The organism is Candidatus Methylomirabilota bacterium (assembly GCA_036005065.1).
Lineage (GTDB): Bacteria > Methylomirabilota > Methylomirabilia > Rokubacteriales > DASRDR01 > DASYQW01.
In genome coordinates, this window is the sequence record DASYQW010000344.1 from 1 (window position 1) to 18,086 (window position 18,086).

Consider the following 18,086-nt stretch of genomic DNA (forward strand, 5'->3'; position numbering starts at 1 on the left):
CATGGCGAAGCACCCGATCGTCGGTGACGTGCGCGGCCTGGGGCTCATGGTCGGGCTCGAGTTCGTCGCCGACCGGAGGACGCGAGCCCCCTTCCCGCCCGAGCGAGAGGTGGCCCGCGCCATCGCGGTCGAGGCGCTGGAGCGAGGCCTCGTCACCTACCCCGGCACCGGCTCGGTCGACGGCGTGATGGGAGACCACATGAAGTTCACGCCGCCTCTCGTCCTCACCCGAGAGCAAGCGGACGAGCTGGTGGCCATGCTCGACGGGGCCATCGGCGCCGTGGAAGCGCGCCTGTAGTGCGCGACCGGGCGGTAGGATCCGGATGATCTGCGCCAAGTGCCAGGCGGGGGTGCCGGACGAGAGCACCTTCTGCCTCCGGTGCGGGGCGCGCCTGGTCGCCCCCGAACGGCTCGCCCCCGTGAACGGCGGGGGCCGGACCGTCGGCCAGGTCGCCGGCGGGCCGGCGGCCACCGCGCCCCGGCGGGAACCGGCCGGGCCCGCCGGCAAGCAGGCCTACACCCTCTCCTTCAAGCCACTCGCCGACGAGCGGCTCCGCTACCGTGTCGCCCGATGGGTCTGCGAGCTGGCCCCCGCTCATCCGCTGACCGAGGTCCAGGAGAGCCTCCTCCGGGGCCAGTTCTCGACGTTCCTCGCGATGACCGCCGACGAGGCCGAGGCGGCCCGGCGGCGGATCGAGGCGCTCGGGGTCCACCCGGCGCTCTGGCACCTCGGGCCGGCCACCGGAGCCGCGCTCCTCCTGGGAGACCGGCGGGCCCCGGCACGGACCGGCACGGGCTGGAGCGCCCAGAAGAAGATCGGCGCGGTGGCCGTCGGGATCGCCGTGCTCTTTCTGTTCGGGCTGATCTCGCTCGTCGTCTACAAGCACACGGTGTCCAACATCGAGATCCAACCCGGAGGCGTGCCCAAGATCGGAGGAAGGCCATGACCGACGTCTCCCGCCGAGGGTTCATGGCCGGCGCCGCCTCCACCGCCGCCGCGTCGGCCGTCGCCGCCTCCTCGGCGTCCGCCCAGCCGGGGACGCCCTCCGAGGTGAACGTCGAGGCGTTCATCAGCGGTGTGCGGGCGGCCCGGGTCTTCGACCTCAACTTCACCTGGGACGCGCGCTCGCCGCTCCTGTCCCTCAATCCTCCCTTCGCCTTCGCGCTCAACGCGACCCACCAGCAGACCCACGAGATCTTCGGAAGCGTCCCCGGCAGCCAGGTCTCCTGGACTTCGGAGATCATGTACTTCTCCGGCCAGCACGGGGCGGCCACCATCGACGCCATCGGCCACATCGGCCGCAATCTCCGGCTTCACGGCGGCGTGGACGCCGTCGCCGCGACCGCCCGCCCCGACGGCATCGGGAACGACCTCGGGATCGACGCATTTCCGCCGGACCTCCTGTTCTCGCGAGGCGTCCTCCTCGACGTGGCGCGCGTCGTGGCGGGCGGCCGCGCCGACCCGCTCGACCCGGGCTTCGTCATCACCGCGCGGCACCTCGAAGATGCCGCCCGCGCCCACGGCGTCCAGGTCCGCCGCGGGGACTCGGTCCTCGTCCGGACCGGGTGGGGGCAGTACTTCGCCAAGGACAACGCCCGCTATCTCGGGGAGAAGTCGCCAGGCCCCGGCGTGGACGCAGCGCGGTGGCTCGTGGCCCAGGGGGTCCGCCTGACCGGCACGGACACGGCGACCTACGAGGTACGCCCCGCCGTCCATGGGAAGGAGCTCTTCCCCGTCCACATGCTCCTCATCGCCGACAGCGGCGTCTACATCGTCGAGAACGCGAACCTGGAGGAGCTCGGCGCGGCCAACGTCCGCCTCTTCGTGCTCGTGGTGCCCCCGCTCAGGATCCGCGGCGCGTCGGGCTCTCCGCTGCGGATGCTGGCCCTGACACCGCGCCGGAGCTGACCACTCGGGGCAAGAACTTCCGATCGGCCCGCCCAGCTGGCCGCGGGTTTGCTTTGCAGCCGGCCTGAAGATCGCGCGGGGGTGCTTCGTCCTACCCGGGAGAGGTCGGCCCTGCTCCACGGGGCTCGGCTCCCAGGAGGATTGAGCATGATACGGATGTCCACTCGACCCACATGGCGATCACCCGTCGGCCTGGCCCTCGTCGCGGGGCTCCTGGCCGTGACCCTTGGCCCGCAGCCGGCGCCGGCCCAGACCGGCGTCGGTCAGCCTCCGGCGGGGCCGCCCCGCCTCTTCAGCCCCCAGGTGTCGGGCGCGCTCCAGCGCGCCGTCGAGACCGTCACGCCCGCCGTCGTGAGTGTGCGGGTGTTCGAGACGGCGCCGGGCCGTCCGGAGCCCTGGCGGCCGGCCACGCCGTCGCTTCGCAGCGGCTCGGGATTCATCGTCGAGCCCAGCGGGTACATCGTGACGAGTAACCAGGTGGTGGGAAGCGCCAGCGCCCTCGAGGTGATCCTGAACGACGGGCGGACCCTGCCCGTCCAGCTGATCGCCCGCGACCCGGCCAGCGACGTCGCGGTGCTGAAGATCGACGCCACGGGCCTGCCGGTCGTTCCGCTGGCCGCGCCGGGCGCGACCCGGAGCGGCGAGGTCGTGCTGGCGATCGGCCGGTCGTCCGGCCTCGATCCCATGGTGACGCTCGGCATCGTCGGCGCACAGCCGACAGCGGCGGACCTGCTCCAGACGGACCTCGCGATCACCGCCGAGACGGCGGGAGGTCCGATCGTGAATGCGCGCGGTGAAGCCGTCGGCATCGCCACGTCCTCACCCACCCCCGCCGGGGCCGGCCCGGCGACCCTGCAGGGCGTTCCGGTGGAGCGCGCGCGGCCCATTCTCCGGCAGCTCCAGTTCGCCGGAGGCTCCGGGTTCGGCTTCAGTCTCCAGCCCTTGACCCTGGAGCTCGCGCGATCCTTCGGCCTGCGCACGACGCGCGGGGCCGTGGTGACCGCGGTCGAGCGGGACTCGCCGGCGGCGCGCGCCGGCCTCACCCCCGGCGACGTGATCGTCCGCGTGAATGGCCGGGCCGTCGACCGAACCGAGGAGATCGAGGCGCGGCTGGCCCGGGCCGAGGGGGGGAAGCCGGTCGAGCTGACGGTCGTGCGCGACGGCCGGGAGCGCTCCGTCCGGATGAGGCCGGAGCCGGTCGTCGGGGTCCAGCCCGGAGGCCTGCCCCCGGGCCTGGCGCGGCTCGGGCTCGAGCTGCGAGAGCTCACGCCGGAGCTGGCCCGTTACCACCGGCTCGGCGAGGACCGGGGCGTGGTCGTGACGGCGGTGCAGCCGGACTCACCGGCGGCCCTGGCGGGGCTGGCCATTGGCGACGTCGTGCGCGAGGTGAACCGGATGCCGGTCGAGGCGCTCGTGGACGTGGAGCGCGGCCTGCGGCGGCGGGTCGGCGATGGCCACGAGGTGCTGCTCCGGGTGGGGCGCGACGGGAGCGACCGTTATGTCGTCGTGAACGGCGGGTAGCGGCGGGCTGAAGTCGACGCCGCCGGCCCTCCCGGCGGCGCCGGCTCAGCGCGGAAGGGCGCGGCGCCACACCCTCGGGACAGGGCCTCGCGGAGCGGGTACAATGGAAGCCGTCATGCGAGATGCCTACGGCGAGTTCGAGGCGACGAGCCTGTTTTGCCCGCGGTGTCGCCGCGCGGTCGCAGTGCGGAAAAAGCTCCTCCTGGTCCTGCCGACCGGAAACAAGTACGACTACGTCTGCCAGGAATGCGGGAGTCAGGTCGGCGGAAAGACCGACAATGACGTGACGGCATTCCGCCAGACGACCGAGGCGGCCGCCGCCGCGGCTCGGCGGATCCCGCCGCCCGAGCCGCGTCCCCGGCCCCGCCGCTGACGATGCGCGCCGCGGAGTGGGGCGCGGTCACCGGGACCCGCGCCTACCACGACGCGACGAAGCATTCGTGGCAGAGCGTGCGATCGGGCGGGCACGTCCTCGACTGGGAGACCAAACCCTTTCCGTTCAAGATCTACCCGGACGCGCCCGCGCTCCTCCTGCCGCGTGAAGTGCCGACTCCGGTGCGCCCGGCCCTGGACGCGCTCACGCAGGTCTACGCGCAGCCCGGTCGGGGGATCCTCGACCTGTCCGCGCTCGCCCAGCTCCTCTTCTTCGCGGCCGGGCTGACCAAGAAGAAGGTCTACCCCGGCGGCGAGGGCGTCCACTTCCGGGCGGCCGCCTCGACCGGCGCGCTCTACGAGGTCGAGCTCTACCTGGTCGTGGCCGAGGTCGTGGGTCTCGAGCCGGGCGTCTACCACTTCAGCCCCGGCGACTTCAGCCTCCGCCGGCTGCGGGCGGGCGACCATCGCGCGGCGCTCTCCGACGCCGCGGGTGAGCCCGATGCCGTGCGCGGAGCACCGGCGACGCTCGTGCTCTCGGCGATCTACTGGCGGAACACGTGGAAGTACCAGGCCCGCGCGTTCCGGCACTTCTTCTGGGACGCCGGGACCCTCCTGGCGAACCTCCTGGCGACCGCGGTCGCGGCCGACGTCCCCGCCCGCGTCCTGCTCGGGTTCGCCGACGCCGACGTGAACGCGCTCCTCGGTCTGGACCAGGCCCGCGAGGGCAGCCTGGTGCTGGTGCCGCTCGGAGCGGGCGCCGGGCCGGGGCCCGCGGCCCCGCCGCGCCCACCCCTCGCCCTCTCGACGATCCCGCTCTCCTCGCGCGAGGTGGACTATCCGCTCGTGCGGGAGGCGTACCTCGCCTCGTCGCTGGCGACCGGGACGGCGGCGCGAGCCTGGGTGGCGCAGCCCGAGCATCCGAAGCCAGCCACCAGGGGGAGCGAGGCGCTCTCCTATGCCCTGGCGCCGCTCCCCTCGCCGCCGGCGGCGCCACTGGGGACGGTCATCCTGCGGCGGGGATCGACCCGTCAGTTCGGTCGGGAATCGATCGGGTTCGCCGAGCTCTCGACGCTCCTCGACGCCGCCGTGCGCGACCTGCCGCTCGATGTCGGGGGGTCCGCCTCTGCGCTCGTCGACTGCTACCTGTTGATCCACGCCGTCGACGGCGTGCCGCCTGGCGCGTACGTCTACGGGCCGGCGTCGGGCGAGCTCCGACAGCTGCGGGCCGGAGAGTTCCGAGCCGAGGGGGGATACCTCTGCCTCGAGCAGTCGCTCGGCGCCGATGCGAGCGTGGTCGTCTTCTTCCTGGCCGACCTTGGCTCTGTCCTGGCCCGCTACGGCGACCGCGGTTACCGCGCGGTCAACCTGGCCGCCGGGCTTTACGGCGGGCGCATGTACCTCGCCGCCTACGCCCTGGGGGCGGGGGCGTCCGGCCTCACCTTCTACGACGACGACGTCGTGCGCTTCTTTTCCCCGGATGCGGCCGGCAAGGATGCGATCTTCGTGACCGCGCTCGGGCGGGCTCGCCGAGCCTCTCCGCCCGCCGGGCTGCGACAGGTGGAGGGCGAGCTCCGGCCGCTCCGGCCCGGTGAGCCGTAGTGCGGGGCCGCGATGATCAGCGTCGTGATTCCCGCCCGGAACGAAGCGGCCACCCTCGGCGAGACCCTGGCGCATCTTCGAACCTGGACGGCGGACGGGGCGGGCGAAATCGTCGTCGCCGTCGGGGGGTCGACCGACGACACGGCCGCCATCGCGGCGCGAGCCGCCCGGGTCGTGGAAGGGCCGGAGCCCTCGCGGGCGGCGCTGCTCAACGCCGGGGCCGGGGCCGCGCGGGGCGACTCTCTGTTCTTCCTTCACGCCGACACGCTTCCGCCCCCCGGGTACCTGCTCGCCATCGAGGCGGCGCTCGCCGACCCCGCCGTGGTCGGCGGAGCGTTCGACTTCGAGTTCCGCGAGCGCGCGTGGCGCCTGGCGGCGATCTCGGCCATGAACCGGCTCCGCTGCCGCCTGACGGGCAACTTCTACGGCGATCAGGGTATCTTCGTGCGGCGCGCCGTGTTCGACCGGATCGGGGGGTTCCCGCGGCGGAAGCTCTTCGAGGACTTGCTCTTCTCGCAGGCCATGCGGCGCGTGGGGCGGACCGTCCTCCTGCGCGGCCGGCGGGTGCGCGCCTCCGGGCGGCGACTCCTGGCGCCGGACTGGACGCGCACGGTCGGCCTCATGACGTGGCTACTCGCGCTGCACACCCTGGGCTGCGACACCGAGTCCTACGCCGAGCGCTATCACGCCCCCCGCACCTCCGGACCGCCCACCTGACGGCGCCGCGGCGGTTCTCCGGAACTCCGCTCAGTCGCCCCACATCGCGTCGAAGACGGCGCCGCCCAGTGTGGGGAAGACGTAGTGCATCCCGGCCAGGTCCTGGCGGGAGAGCTTTCCGCGGAGGGCGACGGCCGCGATGTGGATGAGGTCCTCGGCCGCCGGGCCGAGGATGTGGACGCCGAGGATCCGCCCGCTCGGCTCCTCGTAGACGACCTTGACCAGCCCCTCGGTTTCGTGGCGGACGCCCGCCGCCGGGTTGTCTTCGAACGGCGCGCGGCCGACCGCCACCCGGAGCCCCTGCCGTCGGGCTTCGGCCTCGGTCAGGCCCACCTGGGCGAGGGCGGGAATCGTGAACACGGTGGTCGGAAACACGCTGAAGTCGACGGCGTGGCGGTTCCCTTCGAGCGCATTCCTCGCCACCAGCCGTCCCTCGTACCAGGCCACCGGCGTGTGCTGATGCTGGCCGTTGACGTCCCCCGCCGCGTAGACGTGCGGGGCGCTCGGCGACTGCCGGAACTCGTTGACCCGGACCGCCCCGCCCTCCACGGCGACCCCGGCCGCCTCCAGGCCGAGCCCCGCGGTATTCGGGGGCCGGCCGGTGGCCGCCAGGACGAGGTCCGCCGGGAACCGATGCGGCGCGCCGTCGATCTCGGCTTCGACGGTTCGGTCGGCGGTGATCCGCGTCACGCGTGCCTGGGTGCGGATCTCGAGCCCCGTGGCCCGGCCCAGCTCCGTGAGGGCCGTCCTCAGCTCGTCGTCGACGGCCGGAAGCACCTGAGGTCCCGACTGAAGCACGGTGACGCGCGTCCCGGCCCGGGCGAGCGCGAAGCCGAGCTCCATGCCGATCATGCCCCCGCCGATCACCACCATCCGCTCGGGCCGCTCGGTGCGATCCAGTAGCTGATCGCTCGTGAGGGCATGCTCGATGCCGGGAACCGGAGGCCGGGCCGGCGCCGATCCCGTCGCGATCACGATCCACTCGGACGAGACCCGCCGGTCCCCGACCTCCAGCTCATGCGGCCCGACGAACCGGGCCCGGCCGCGCAGAACGGTGATCCCCTTTCGCTCCAGCCCGGGCTCCTTCCCTTTGGACCAGGCGGCGACGATGCGGTTCTTCCGGGCGATGAGCGCGCTCCAGTCGAGTCCGACTCCGTCGACCCTGGTGAGCCCGAGCTTCCCCGCCCCGCGGGTTCGCCATGCCATCTCCACGGTGCTGACCAGCACCTTCTTCGGGATTCAGCCCGTGCCCAGGCAGGTTCCGGCGAAGCCATCCTGCTCCACGAGCGCGGTCCGCGCGCCGAGGCCGACCGCCGTGGTGGCCGCGGCGCTCCCCGCCGTTCCCGCTCCGATGACCAGGACCTCGTAGTCCACGGATCCTCCCTTCTGTCCGAGCGGCTCCGCTCAGAGCCCGCTCGGGCCGGCCACCAGAAGATCCCCGAAGATCCAGCGGCCGAGCTTGAAGGCTTCGGCGACGGTCGTCCCCGCGCCCGCCACCTCGGGGTGATCGCGCCGCCACGCGCAGGTGCGCTCCGACCGGAAGGAGTTGGCCGGCAGACCTATTCCACCCCTCTCAAGGGTCGCTGTCCAGGGCCAGCTCGGCCCGGATCCGGCCGAGCGCCTCGGATTCGAAGACCTCCAGCGAGAGCCCGAAGGCGCGCCGGAAGTTTCCGAACCGATCATCGACCTCGGCGAACGACCGAAAGTAGGCGAGCAGACTTCCGAGTCCGTGCCGGCGGATCAGCGCGTCCGTGAGGAGGAAGGCGAGGCGATAGGGGAGGTGATCGCCGGCGCGGCGGCGCCGGGCTTCCCACCCCCAGGGCCGCCCGAGCTCCTCGAGCCCGAGCGGCTCCGCTTCGAGCGCCCACCGATCCTGGGCCAGGGCCCGGACCGCCGCGTCGCGCTCGCCGAGGAACGTGCCCTCGCCGAGCCGCTCGATCATCCAGCCGGCGACCCACTCGGCCATGCCTTCCCGGAGCCACTGCTCGGATCGCCCTCGACGCCCGCCGGACAGCTCGTACTGCGCGACGTGGGTGAGCTCGTGGGCGACGACGCCGAGCCGGGCAGCCGGCCGGGCACCGCGGAGCGCCTCGTCGTTGATGAACAGCCGGCGATGCTGGCCGAGGCCGACCGAGTGCTTCGCCGTTCGCCCCGCCTGCGGCGGCGTCAGCTCGATCATGTCGGGCAGGCCCCGGGCATAGGCGGCGCGGCTCGGATAGACGATGACGGTGAGGTCGCGCGGCAGCGGCAGCCCGAGCTCGGCCACCATGATGCCGGCCAAGGTCCGAACGGCCGACGCGTAGTCGTCGAGCCGCCCCGGCTCCGCGGCGCTGGGCAGGCCGGGCTCGACCCGGAAGATGAGGGGGGCCGGCGCGCAGCCGGCGACCGCCACCGCCAGGGCCGCGAGGGCCGCCAGGGGGACGCGGAGGCGACGCGTCACGCTTCCAGCCCGGGGCCGAGCGCCTCCATCGGGGCCGGGGCAACCTGGACCTTCCGCGTCATCTCCTCCGCGTACTTCAGCACCGACCGTCTCTCCCCTTTGTCCGGGAAAGCTGCCGTCGGAATGCGGGCCCGCGCCCGGGGTCGGGACGACGAGCCCGCCGGTCACCGGCTCATTATATCGATCCCGCCCTGGCGGCGGTAACCGCGCCCACCACCCAGCCCGAGAGGTGGGGGCATCGGGGGATCTAGCGGCCGAGGGCCCGGGCGAGCCCCTCCAGGTCGGGGACCTCGAGGTCCGGCGCGAGACCGAGCTCCTCCAGGGGCGCCCGGAGACGGTTCACCCACGCCACCTGGAAGCCGTACGCCTTCGCCCCGGCCACGTCCCAGCCGTTCGAGGACACGAACCCCAGCGCCTCCTTCGGCAGGCCGAGCGCGGCCGGCCCCAGGGCGTAAACCTGCGGGGCGGGCTTGAACATGCGGACCGCGTCGACGCTGATCACGGCCTGGAGGTATCCGCCGAGTCCGCAGTGCGCGACGACGCCGTCGAGCATCCGCGGCGCGCCGTTCGACAAGATCGCGCACGGCAGCCCTCGAAGGCGTTCGAAGACCGGACGCACCTCGGGATAGGCGTCGAGTCGCAGGTAGGCGTCCATGAGACGAGCCCGCTCGGGCGCGGAGACCTGGAGCCCGAGCCGCCGGCAGGCGAACACGAGCGCGGCCTCGGTGATCGCCCAGAAATCCTCGTACCGCCCCATCAGGGTCCGGAGCCATGTGTACTCGAGCTGCTTTCCGCGCCAGAGGTTCGACAGCGCCTGGGGATCGCTGGTGACGGCGCGGCCGGCGTCGACGACGGAGTGGACGTCGAAGAGCGTGCCATAGGCGTCGAACAGGAGTCCCTTCACCTGCACCGTGCTCACCTCCCGTAGACCGGCCGAGCCTTGCCAGCGCTTCGGCGAATCCGTACAATAGGCCCGCCGTGGCGCGGACCGTCACCTACAAAGGACACCAGATCAGGGCCCACGCGATACTCGTCCCGGACTCCGAAGACGGTGAGTGGGCGGCCCAGGCGGTCATTCGGGTGCCCGCTCCCGCCGGCGGCCGCGAGCAGCCGCTGCGGGACCCGGACGACCGCACGTTCGCAACCCAGGAAGACGCGGAAGGCTACGCGGTCCACATCGCGATGCGATGGGTCGATCGACACAGCGTCTGACCCGCGGCCTCCGCGCCCCGGTCGTCCTGGCGGCCGTGCTGTCGGCCTGCGCGGGCCTGGCCCCGCTCCGGGAGCCTCCGCTGGAGCCGTCCGAGGATCCCACCCGCGGCGTGACCACGCGCGCCGAGGCGATGGCCCGCTATGGTCCGCCCTACGAGGTCCTGGCCTCGGACCTCGGGCCCGTGCTCGTCTACCGGCGGCGGATCATCGTCGACGTCAACCCCAATCGTTACTTCGGCCAGGACCGCGGAACCCACTACGACCGGTACGAGCGCGTGCTGCTCTACCTCGACGGGCAGGGGCGCATCGTGCGGTGGTCCATCGAGACCGAGTGAGGCCCGGGACAGGCCGCTAGGTCATTTCGGGGGGTCTCGGAAGACCCCCCGTCGTGGCGGCGGCGAAGCCGCCGCTCGGAGCACCTCGATGCACCACGCGCTCGGTGGCCGGCGCGGGGTTAGTCGGACACGCCGCTAGCCCGGCGTCAGCGCGCGACGGCCCGGGCCGTCGGCACCCGCGGGGGTCGGAGCCGCCAGCGACGAGGGTCTCGGCGGGGCTCTTTGTCCCGGCGAACCTCCCTCGTCGGCTCGCCGAAGCCGAACCGGATGAGGCGCCCGGCGTCCAGGAAGGACAGCCCGCGCGTCTCGGCTCCCAGGATGATGCAGAGCACCCGGTGTCCCGCCTTGCCCGCCGCCACGGCCAGGTTGTACCCGGCCTCCAGGGTAAAGCCGGTCTTCAGCGCCGTGACCCCACCCGGATCGCGGAAGAGCGGGATGCGCCGCTGGTAGAGCCGGCCTCGCCACGTGAACTGGGTCTCGCCGAGCACGTCCCGACTCTCCGGGAAGTCGCTGAGGAGACGCTGGGCCAGGAGGGCCATGTCGTGGGCGGTGGTCCGCTGCTGCGGGTCCGGGAGCCCGTGGGGGTTGGCGAAGTGGGTGTGGGCGAGACCGATTCGCTGCGCTTCGGCGTTCATCCGCTCGACGAACAGCTCCTCGCTCCCGGCCAGGTACTCCGCCACCGCGGTGGCGGCGTCGTTGGCCGACGCAATGGCGACCCCGGCGAGGAGGATCTCGAACGGGACGACCTGCCCGGCGGCGAGGCCCATCCGGAATCGGGGCGTGCGCATGACGTTCGGGCTGATGATCACCGGGTCCGAAAGCCGCGCCTTGCCCGCCCGGAGTTCGGTGTAGGCGACGTACAGGGTCATCATCTTGACCAGGCTGGCCGGCGCGCGGTCGCTCTCGGCGTTCTTGGCGTACAGGACTTCGCCGGTCCCGAGGTCCAGCAGGAGGCCGGCCTCCGCGGTCACCGCCGGTGGCGCCGCGCCGGCCGGGGGGGCGAGGAGCAAGACGGCGGCGAAGGCCGCCACGACCAGCGCCGCGCCGAGGGCGCGCCGGCGGACTTCCCCAGAACCGAGAGCCGAGCGAGGGATCAGGCCACCCACGGCAGAAGTCATCGCATCGCGTTCTTCAGCGCCCGCGAAGGGCGGAAGCGTGGGACCTTGGCGGCCGCGATGGTGATGAGCTGACCCGTCCGGGGGTTGCGTCCCTTCCGCGGGCGCCGACGGCTCACCCTGAAGGTGCCGAAGCCGACGAGGGTCACCGCCTCTCCCCGCCTCAGGCTGCCGCGAATCCCCAACAGACACCCGTCGAGGGCCTTCTCGGCGGCGACCTTCGTCACCCCGGACGCGGCGGCCATCTTGGCGACGAGTTCAGCCTTCGTCATCGAGGAACCCCCCCTGGACTGCCCACCATCACCCGCGCCCGGCGGTTCGGCCCGACCCGACCGCAAAGTGGACGCACTCTAACAAAGTCGGCAAGGACGCGTCAAGATTCGCGGAGACCTCGGGTAAGCCCCACCCTGATATCGACATGGTCGCCCGCCGCGAGCGTGGTCCGCGACAGAGGCTCTGTGCTAAGGTGAGGGCCATGCGCCGATGGGCGGTCGCGCTCGGCGTGGCGCTCGGGCTGAGCGCCATGCCGGTAGCCGGATGGGCGGAGCCGGAGGAGCCGGCGCCGGTTCCCGTGGTCACGCTCGACGCCCTGCCGCTCGAGATCCCGCTGACCGCGCTGTCGGAGCCGGGGCGGGCCCGCGCCGAAGCGGTCCTCGCCCGCAGCATCTTCGCCCAGCGGGTGACCGGCATCCGGTACCGGAGCCGTGACGCGGTCTTCCGCTTTCTCCTGGACCACCCCGACTTCGCGGCGAGCGTCGCGCGCGCTCTGCGGGTCGGCGAGTACAGGATCACGTCGCATCCCGACGGCTACTGGGGCGACGACAACCGGGGGGCCAAGGGCCTGATCCGCATCCTCTACGCGGACGACCATCGACGGCTCTATCACCTGGAGGGCCGCTACGAGCGCGGCCTCATGCCGACCATCGAGGGGCAGATCCTCGTCCTCTTCGAGTTCCGGCACGACGACACCGAAGACGGGAGCGTCGTCGACTCGAGCCTCACCGGGCACATCCGGATCGACACTCCCGTGGTCGGCGCGCTGGCCCAGGTGGTGAGCACCCTCACGCGACCGCTCGTCGAGCGCGCGGTGGAGCGCAAGATCCGGCGCTTCTTCGACACCGTCGCCCGGGTGAGCCGCTGGGCCCACGACGAGCCCGAACAGCTGGCGGCGGCCCTCGACGGCCATCCAGAGATGGATTCCGGGCCCACGTTTGCCGCGTTCCGGGCGGTCCTGCTGGCCGGGCGCCCGCCGGCGTGGGCCCGGGTCTCGTTCCGTCTGCTCGACGGCCCACTCCTGGATTCTGTCGACCCTCATCCGCGGCTCACCGGGCCTCAGCGGACCCCGACGGACCGCTGACCGTGCCTGCGTCGGTGGCGGTGGCGATCATCGCCGCCCTGCTCGTCGCCGGGGCGGCCGCGGCGCTCTGGTACCTGTGGCGCACCCGGCTCCAGCTCTGCCCGCATTGTGGATGGATCGTGCGTCGCGTCCAGCGCGGCTGGCTTCGTTGCCCGCGCTGCCACAAGCAGTACGCGCGCCACGCGAAGCTCAAACCTCACTGAGCAATGGGAGGGGGCCTCAACGGCCCCCTCCCAGACCCACCCCCCGAGAGTCGGTTGCGCGGGCACAGCCCGCGCTCGGAGCGGAACACCAACCGCAAGCGCTTGGGCCATCCGCTGCGCGTGGTTACTCCGACAAGCTCATAGGTCATCGCGGGGGGGTCTCGGAAGAGATCCCCTCGATACCCCCCGGTTGCGGCGGCACAGCCGCCGCTCGAAGCGCACCACCATATGCGTGGCGGTTGAGCTTCACGATCCGCGAGATCAATCCGACAGCCTCCGTTCAGAAGGGCGGCAGTCGGGCGTCACGGTGCGCACGGTCGTTCCGAGACGCATCCGGTTCCAGCGGCCCTCCGTTGTTCTCACGGGGGGAGGCAGGCCCGATCCGTTCGCCGAAAGGCGAACGCCCGGCTCTGCCGGGAGGGCATTCTCCGGGGGGCACAGCCCCCCTCCGACTGACCTCACATGCCAAGGGCGCCGCGGGCTTCATCCATGACGGCGTCCGTGATCGTTCCGTAGCCCCGATCCCGGGCGAAGCGCTCGATGGCCTGCCTGGCCATCGGGCGGATGAACGTCGGGACGCGCTCGATCCGGGCCTCGGCCTCCGGCGTCCAGGCGGGCCCCCCGGAGGCTGACGCGCCCGCCCCGGGGATCATCGCCGCGAATGGACACCCCGGCCCTTCGGCCGACCCGGCCGGAGCCGGCGACGCGGGAGCGTGCCCCGATTCCTCGTCGGCGAAGGCCGCTACGCGCTGATGCGTCAGGCTCGCCCGCACGTCGGCGAAGGGCGCGGCCTCGGCGGCGCGCCCGCCGACCTTGACGCCGAGTGACTGCACGAGTTGAGTCTCCCACGGGTTGGTGAGCATGGCGATGCGGTGTCCGCAGGCCGGGCACGCGAAGCTGACCGCCAGCGACCCCTCGTCGGGACCCGCCGTGGACTGGAGCCTCATTGCCTCGTCGCAGGCGACGCAGAGGAACTTCATGGCGGCGTGCTCCTTCCCGAGCCGGGCGGGGATCGATGGCCAGGCGGGCCGTCGGCGGCCGGCGCGCCCGATTTCAGTCTAGCACGAAGGCGCGCGTCATTTGGCGCCCTCGTCGGACGGCAGGACCGCCGCTCCGCTGATCCGGCGCGGCGCCGCGGTGCCGGCCGAGAGGACGATCCGGATCCCCTCTTCGATCGAGAGTCCCGTCGGCACGATCCCGGCGCGGGGCACCAGGACGATGTCGCCCAGGTAGAGGTGGTTGGTCGGCACGTAGACGGTCACCAGCGACTCCGGCTTGGTGCCTTCGACCCGGACCTCGCCGGTCCGAAACCCGTAGACGTAGATCCCCTCCCGGGGGTGCTCGACGATGACGAACTCGCGAAAGCCGCCGCGGCGCCGGGGGGAGAACGCCTCGATCACCCCCTGGACGGCGGGATAGACCCGGCCGAAGACCGGGAGGCGACGGAGCAGCCGCTCGGCCCACTGGAGGACCCGGCGCCCGACCACGTTGGTCGCGATCACGCCCATCAGGAAGATGATGACGATCGCGGTCAGAAACCCGAGGCCCGGGACGTGCCGGCCCAGGGCCTGCTCGTAGACCGGCGAGATGAGGCCGTCGACCTCGCGGTAGAAGATCCACAGGACGTAGGCGGTGAGCACGACCGGCACCGTGACGAAGAAGCCGGCGATGAACCGGACCTTGAACCAGGACTGCACGCGGTTCCGCATCCCGCCTCCGTGCACGGATGAAACCACACGCCCCGAAGCGCGTCAAGGCGCCCGTCCGGGCCGGCGGCGCGCGAATTGAGTGGCCCCGCCGCGCGTGCTAGCCTCGAGCTGCGGGCCTTTCCCGCCGGAGGATGCATGCGCAGGAATCGCGCCCTCGCGGTCACGCTGGCGGTCGTCGGGCTGCTGGCGGTGGCCGTTTGGGCCCAGCCGGCTCCGGTCACGACCGAGCTCCTCCGCCTCCGCACCCCGGACGGTCGCGAGACCGCCGGCCTGGTCTACACTCCGGCCGGTCGAGCCCCGCGCGGGGGAGTGGCGCTGGTCCACGGCTACGGGTCCAATTTCTACTCGGGGGCCCCCGGACACCTCGCCCGAAGCCTGGCCGAGCGTGGCTTCACGACGCTCACCGCCAACATGCGGGACCACGACGGGGGACCCAAGACCACGCTGTTCGAGGAGAGCCGGTGGGACATCCAGGCCGCTGTCGACGAGCTCGCGCGACGAGCACCGGCGCCGCTCGCGCTCGCCGGCCACAGCCTGGGGACCAACAGCGTGCTCTTCTACGTCGCCGACACCCAGGACGCGCGCCTCCGGGCGGTCGTGCTCCTGGCCGGACCCGGCAACGCCTTCGAGTGGAACGTCCGGCAGCTCGGGCGCGAGCGGGCCCGGCAGACGCTCGAGGAGGCGGAGCGGCTCCAGCGCGAGGGGCGCGGCAAGGAGCTGATGCTGATCGACCTCGGTCCGCTCGGGAAAGCCCTCTACTCGGCGGATCACCTGGTCAGTCTCCGGGGACCCCGGACCAAGTCGGACCCGTACCGGAACATCGCCCGGGTGACGCGGCCGGTCCTCCTCGTCTATGCCGGAGACGACCGCCTCGTCGACCCCGAGGTCGGCCGCCGCCTCAAGGCGGCCGCCGTCAACACGCCCCGGGCCGACCTCGTCGAGGTCCCCGGCGCCGACCACGGCTTTTCCCGGCATCAGGCGGAGGTCGCCACCGTCGTGGAGCGATGGCTCGGCGAGGTTCTGCGCGCCGCCCTTTGACTCGAGCGAGACCCCTCGAACGGGCCGCTACGCCGACGCGGTACGACCGGAATTACGAATTATGGCGATTACTTATTGACAAGACCGACTCGGAGAGCCATACTCGCCGGGTCAGCTCCCTCCAGTCGAGTCCCGGTGCGCTCGCCGGTCGAGGCCGAGGACGGAAGGTCATCGCGGCCTCACGGCTCGAGGTACAGTCCCCGCAGGTGGTCGGAGAAAGGAGAGCGGAGGGCGCCCAGACGCTCCCGCACACGGTTCATCGAGAGCCGTGTCCAGGCCGGCGATCGAATCGTCGGTAGTCCCCAGCGAGTGATCCTTGGCAAAACCATACTCACGGAGGATCCTGCATGCGCAAGCTGAGCTCGTGTCGAGCCGCGGCCGTCGCGGCTGTCTTAGTGGCGTCGCTCGCGTTCGCGCCGGTGGCCATGGCGGCCGACGCGACGAGTATCGCGGTCAACGGCCTCACCACGGCGAATTACTGGACGGCCGAGCGCTATGCCAGCGCCAAGCCCTTCCCCCTGCCCTCTCCGACCGGGCCGGTCACTCAGGCCGCTCAAGCCGTCCCGGCCGAGCCTTCCCACTGGGCGCCGGGGCAGCCGCCCACGGCGAAGGTGGCTCCCGACTATCGGAACATCCTCTTCGTCCCCCGCGCGGCTGAGGCCGAGGGCGACGGGGTCGAGCCCGGGGCCTTCGGAACCTCCGGCGCCCGCTTCACGAGCGCGCGCCTGGTGCCGGCGGCCGGGTCCTTCGCGGAGACGAAATACCCCAACAGGGTCAACGGCAAGCTCTTCTTCACGCAGCCGGGCGTCGGCAACTTCGTCTGCTCGGGCACCGTCGGCCGGTTCCGGATCGTCTTCTCGGCCGGCCACTGCGTGAGTGACGGCCGCGGGCACTTCTTCACCAACTGGACGTTCGCGCCGGCCTTCCGCAGCGGCTCGTCGCCGTTCGGAGTCTTCGGCGCGGTGTTCGTGACGGTCGACAACCGCTGGCACTTCGGCGGCGGAGGGGTCCCGAACGCCGGCGACTTCTCCTGGCTCGAGATGGGCGACAAGGCCGCCGGGCGCATCGGCTCTATCGTGGGCTTCTCCGGCTTCTTCACGGGTGCCTACCACAACCACGTGACGGCCATCGGCTATCCGTGTAACCACGACGGCTGCCAGATCATGCACCGGGTCGACGCCCAGTCGTTCCAGTTCGTCTCGCCGAACAACGTGACGATCGGCTCCGACATGCGGGGCGGGTCGAGCGGCGGCGGCTGGTTCGAGAACTACGGCGAGGCCGCGTCCGGCCAGAACACGGCGTGCACGCAGTTCAACTGCCGCAACGCCTGGATCGGCGCGACCTCGTGGGGGTTCATCAGCACCGCCCCGCAGATCCAGGGCAGTGCTCGACCCGACGGGACGTGGTTCAACATCCTCAACGGCGGCAACGTCTGCGGGCGGCGCGCCGGGAACTGCTAGTACTTCGGGGGGGTCTCGGAAGACCCCCCCGATACCCCCCCTCGGTTGCGGCGGCGCAGCCGCCGCTCGGAGCGCTGCTCGACGCATCGCCCGTGCGGGGCGAGCGGCGGGTTAATCCGACATACTCCTAGGGCGCGCTCGTCAAGGATGACCTCCGGTGGCGCGGGCCAAAGCCCGCGCCACCCGGAGTCGCTTTCGGAGCTGACCTCGTGGCCGTCATCGCGGCGCGCGGTCCCGGTAGAGCGGCGGGCGCACCCCGTCGCCCGAGAAGAGGACGGTCAGGACGACCTCCACCGAGTGGTTCCCGGCCAGGCCCTGGCACCCGATGGCGGCCCGGGTCGGCCTTCCACGCTCGCCGTACAGGGCGAACAGGAGATCCGTCGCGCCGTTCACGACGCGCGGCTGCTCGGTAAAGCCCGGGGCGGAGTTGACGAAGCCGACGAGCTGAACCGCCTGCTCCATGCGATCGAGATCGCCCAGCGCGTACTTGAGCGCCGCCAGGCTCGTGAGGGCCGCGTAGCGCGCCGCCTCCTGTCCCTGCTCGACGGTGAGATCCTTGCCGACCACGCCCGTCATGAAGGGCTTCCCGTCCTTGAAGGGGACGGTGCCGGAGAGGTAGAGCAGGTTCTGCACCGCCAGGTGCGAGACGAAGCGCGCGCCGCTGGGATTGACGCGGTACTGCTCCTCCAGGTTCCACAGGGACAACCCGAGCCCGCGCAGCCGCTCCTCGATGACCATGTCGCCCTCCTCGGCACGAGGCGCGTCGCGCCCCCGCGCCACGATTTCCCCAGCATGATGGGGTGGGGTCCGCGGATTGACAAGCAGAACCTCGAACCCGGCGCGCGTCCTGGCTCGCGATCCGCGTACGGCGCGTGCCGAGCCGGAGGGGCGGGCCGCGCCGAACCACGGTACGACCGGAATTACCAATAGTGGCCCTTTCTTACTTGACAAGACCGACTCCGGACGATACTCTCCAGCCCAGTCTTTGCAATCGAGTGCCGGCGCTCTCGCCGGTCGAGGCCGCGCAGGGGGGGGCAGCAATCGCGGCCTCACGACTCGAGGCGCGAGCCCGCAGGTGGGTCGGAGAAAGGAGCCG

The 18,086-nt window shown here is 72.2% G+C and carries 22 protein-coding genes; 13 read left to right on the plus strand and 9 right to left on the minus strand.

The window, feature by feature from the left end; all coding sequences use genetic code 11:
• The 7 genes from VGW35_22805 to VGW35_22835 all read left to right on the plus strand — a co-directional run.
• The coding region (locus tag VGW35_22805) for an aminotransferase class III-fold pyridoxal phosphate-dependent enzyme (protein HEV8310501.1) at positions 1-298 on the plus strand (298 nt) is incomplete at its 5' end.
• A 25-nt stretch (positions 299-323) separates the two neighbouring features.
• Entirely contained in the window at positions 324-947 is a 624-nt protein-coding gene (locus VGW35_22810) for a zinc ribbon domain-containing protein (GenBank protein HEV8310502.1), read from the plus strand.
• Positions 944-1,909 (plus strand): cyclase family protein, encoded by a 966-nt coding sequence (locus VGW35_22815; GenBank protein HEV8310503.1) that lies wholly within the window; start codon positions 944-946, stop codon positions 1,907-1,909. The genes VGW35_22810 and VGW35_22815 overlap by 4 nt, the downstream gene beginning before the upstream one ends.
• Positions 1,910-2,056: 147 nt before the next feature.
• The gene (locus VGW35_22820; protein HEV8310504.1) at positions 2,057-3,430 is read left to right on the plus strand and encodes a PDZ domain-containing protein; all 1,374 of its coding nucleotides are present in this window, start codon (positions 2,057-2,059) and stop codon (positions 3,428-3,430) included.
• A 103-nt stretch (positions 3,431-3,533) separates the two neighbouring features.
• Complete coding sequence (locus VGW35_22825; GenBank protein ID HEV8310505.1) at positions 3,534-3,803, plus strand: hypothetical protein; 270 nt, start codon at positions 3,534-3,536, stop codon at positions 3,801-3,803.
• 2 nt (positions 3,804-3,805) lie between these two features.
• Positions 3,806-5,404, plus strand: coding sequence for a SagB family peptide dehydrogenase (locus VGW35_22830; GenBank protein ID HEV8310506.1), 1,599 nt, complete (start codon positions 3,806-3,808; stop codon positions 5,402-5,404).
• Between the two features lie 12 nt (positions 5,405-5,416).
• Positions 5,417-6,121, plus strand: a complete 705-nt coding sequence (locus VGW35_22835) for a TIGR04283 family arsenosugar biosynthesis glycosyltransferase (protein ID HEV8310507.1) — start codon at positions 5,417-5,419, stop codon at positions 6,119-6,121.
• A gap of 30 nt (positions 6,122-6,151) precedes the next feature.
• On the opposite strand, the gene VGW35_22840 is transcribed toward VGW35_22835, so the two are convergent.
• The 4 genes from VGW35_22840 to VGW35_22855 all read right to left on the minus strand — a co-directional run bounded on the left by VGW35_22840 (position 6,152) and on the right by VGW35_22855 (position 9,471).
• Positions 6,152-7,348: an NAD(P)/FAD-dependent oxidoreductase gene (locus tag VGW35_22840; GenBank protein HEV8310508.1), complete on the minus strand. Its 1,197-nt coding sequence runs from the start codon at positions 7,346-7,348 to the stop codon at positions 6,152-6,154.
• A gap of 12 nt (positions 7,349-7,360) precedes the next feature.
• Entirely contained in the window at positions 7,361-7,495 is a 135-nt protein-coding gene (locus VGW35_22845) for an FAD-dependent oxidoreductase (GenBank protein ID HEV8310509.1), read from the minus strand.
• A 199-nt stretch (positions 7,496-7,694) separates the two neighbouring features.
• Positions 7,695-8,561, minus strand: coding sequence for a hypothetical protein (locus VGW35_22850; GenBank protein ID HEV8310510.1), 867 nt, complete (start codon positions 8,559-8,561; stop codon positions 7,695-7,697).
• Positions 8,562-8,808: 247 nt separating this feature from the next.
• Positions 8,809-9,471 (minus strand): haloacid dehalogenase type II, encoded by a 663-nt coding sequence (locus VGW35_22855; GenBank protein ID HEV8310511.1) that lies wholly within the window; start codon positions 9,469-9,471, stop codon positions 8,809-8,811.
• 68 nt (positions 9,472-9,539) lie between these two features.
• Here VGW35_22855 and VGW35_22860 point away from each other — a divergent pair, with 68 nt between their 5' ends.
• Entirely contained in the window at positions 9,540-9,773 is a 234-nt protein-coding gene (locus VGW35_22860; GenBank protein HEV8310512.1) for a hypothetical protein, read from the plus strand.
• Complete coding sequence (locus VGW35_22865) at positions 9,749-10,108, plus strand: hypothetical protein (GenBank protein ID HEV8310513.1); 360 nt, start codon at positions 9,749-9,751, stop codon at positions 10,106-10,108. The genes VGW35_22860 and VGW35_22865 overlap by 25 nt, the downstream gene beginning before the upstream one ends.
• Positions 10,109-10,254: 146 nt before the next feature.
• Here VGW35_22865 and VGW35_22870 read toward each other — a convergent pair whose 3' ends face one another.
• Together VGW35_22870 and VGW35_22875 are read right to left on the minus strand one after the other, a co-directional pair.
• A complete protein-coding gene (locus VGW35_22870) occupies positions 10,255-11,214 on the minus strand; it encodes a D-alanyl-D-alanine carboxypeptidase family protein (GenBank protein ID HEV8310514.1) in 960 nt (319 codons plus the stop codon).
• Positions 11,215-11,222: 8 nt separating this feature from the next.
• The gene (locus tag VGW35_22875) at positions 11,223-11,495 is read right to left on the minus strand and encodes an HU family DNA-binding protein (protein HEV8310515.1); all 273 of its coding nucleotides are present in this window, start codon (positions 11,493-11,495) and stop codon (positions 11,223-11,225) included.
• Positions 11,496-11,698: 203 nt separating this feature from the next.
• Here VGW35_22875 and VGW35_22880 point away from each other — a divergent pair, with 203 nt between their 5' ends.
• On the plus strand, positions 11,699-12,580 hold the full coding sequence (locus tag VGW35_22880) for a hypothetical protein (protein ID HEV8310516.1): 882 nt from the start codon (positions 11,699-11,701) through the stop codon (positions 12,578-12,580).
• Between the two features lie 2 nt (positions 12,581-12,582).
• On the plus strand, positions 12,583-12,783 hold the full coding sequence (locus tag VGW35_22885) for a hypothetical protein (GenBank protein HEV8310517.1): 201 nt from the start codon (positions 12,583-12,585) through the stop codon (positions 12,781-12,783).
• 458 nt (positions 12,784-13,241) lie between these two features.
• On the opposite strand, the gene VGW35_22890 is transcribed toward VGW35_22885, so the two are convergent.
• On the minus strand, positions 13,242-13,763 hold the full coding sequence (locus tag VGW35_22890; protein ID HEV8310518.1) for a PCP reductase family protein: 522 nt from the start codon (positions 13,761-13,763) through the stop codon (positions 13,242-13,244).
• 96 nt (positions 13,764-13,859) lie between these two features.
• Positions 13,860-14,492: a DUF502 domain-containing protein gene (locus tag VGW35_22895; GenBank protein ID HEV8310519.1), complete on the minus strand. Its 633-nt coding sequence runs from the start codon at positions 14,490-14,492 to the stop codon at positions 13,860-13,862.
• Between the two features lie 135 nt (positions 14,493-14,627).
• Between VGW35_22895 and VGW35_22900 the strand changes: the two genes are divergently transcribed.
• Positions 14,628-15,530 (plus strand): alpha/beta fold hydrolase, encoded by a 903-nt coding sequence (locus VGW35_22900; protein HEV8310520.1) that lies wholly within the window; start codon positions 14,628-14,630, stop codon positions 15,528-15,530.
• Positions 15,531-15,925: 395 nt separating this feature from the next.
• Positions 15,926-16,990 carry a hypothetical protein gene (locus tag VGW35_22905; protein ID HEV8310521.1) on the plus strand — a complete coding sequence of 355 codons (1,065 nt, stop codon included), beginning with the start codon at positions 15,926-15,928 and terminating at the stop codon, positions 16,988-16,990.
• A 216-nt stretch (positions 16,991-17,206) separates the two neighbouring features.
• Here the strand turns inward: VGW35_22905 and VGW35_22910 are convergent, their stop codons facing one another.
• Positions 17,207-17,728 carry a RidA family protein gene (locus tag VGW35_22910; GenBank protein HEV8310522.1) on the minus strand — a complete coding sequence of 174 codons (522 nt, stop codon included), beginning with the start codon at positions 17,726-17,728 and terminating at the stop codon, positions 17,207-17,209.
• Positions 17,729-18,086: the final 358 nt, after the last annotated feature.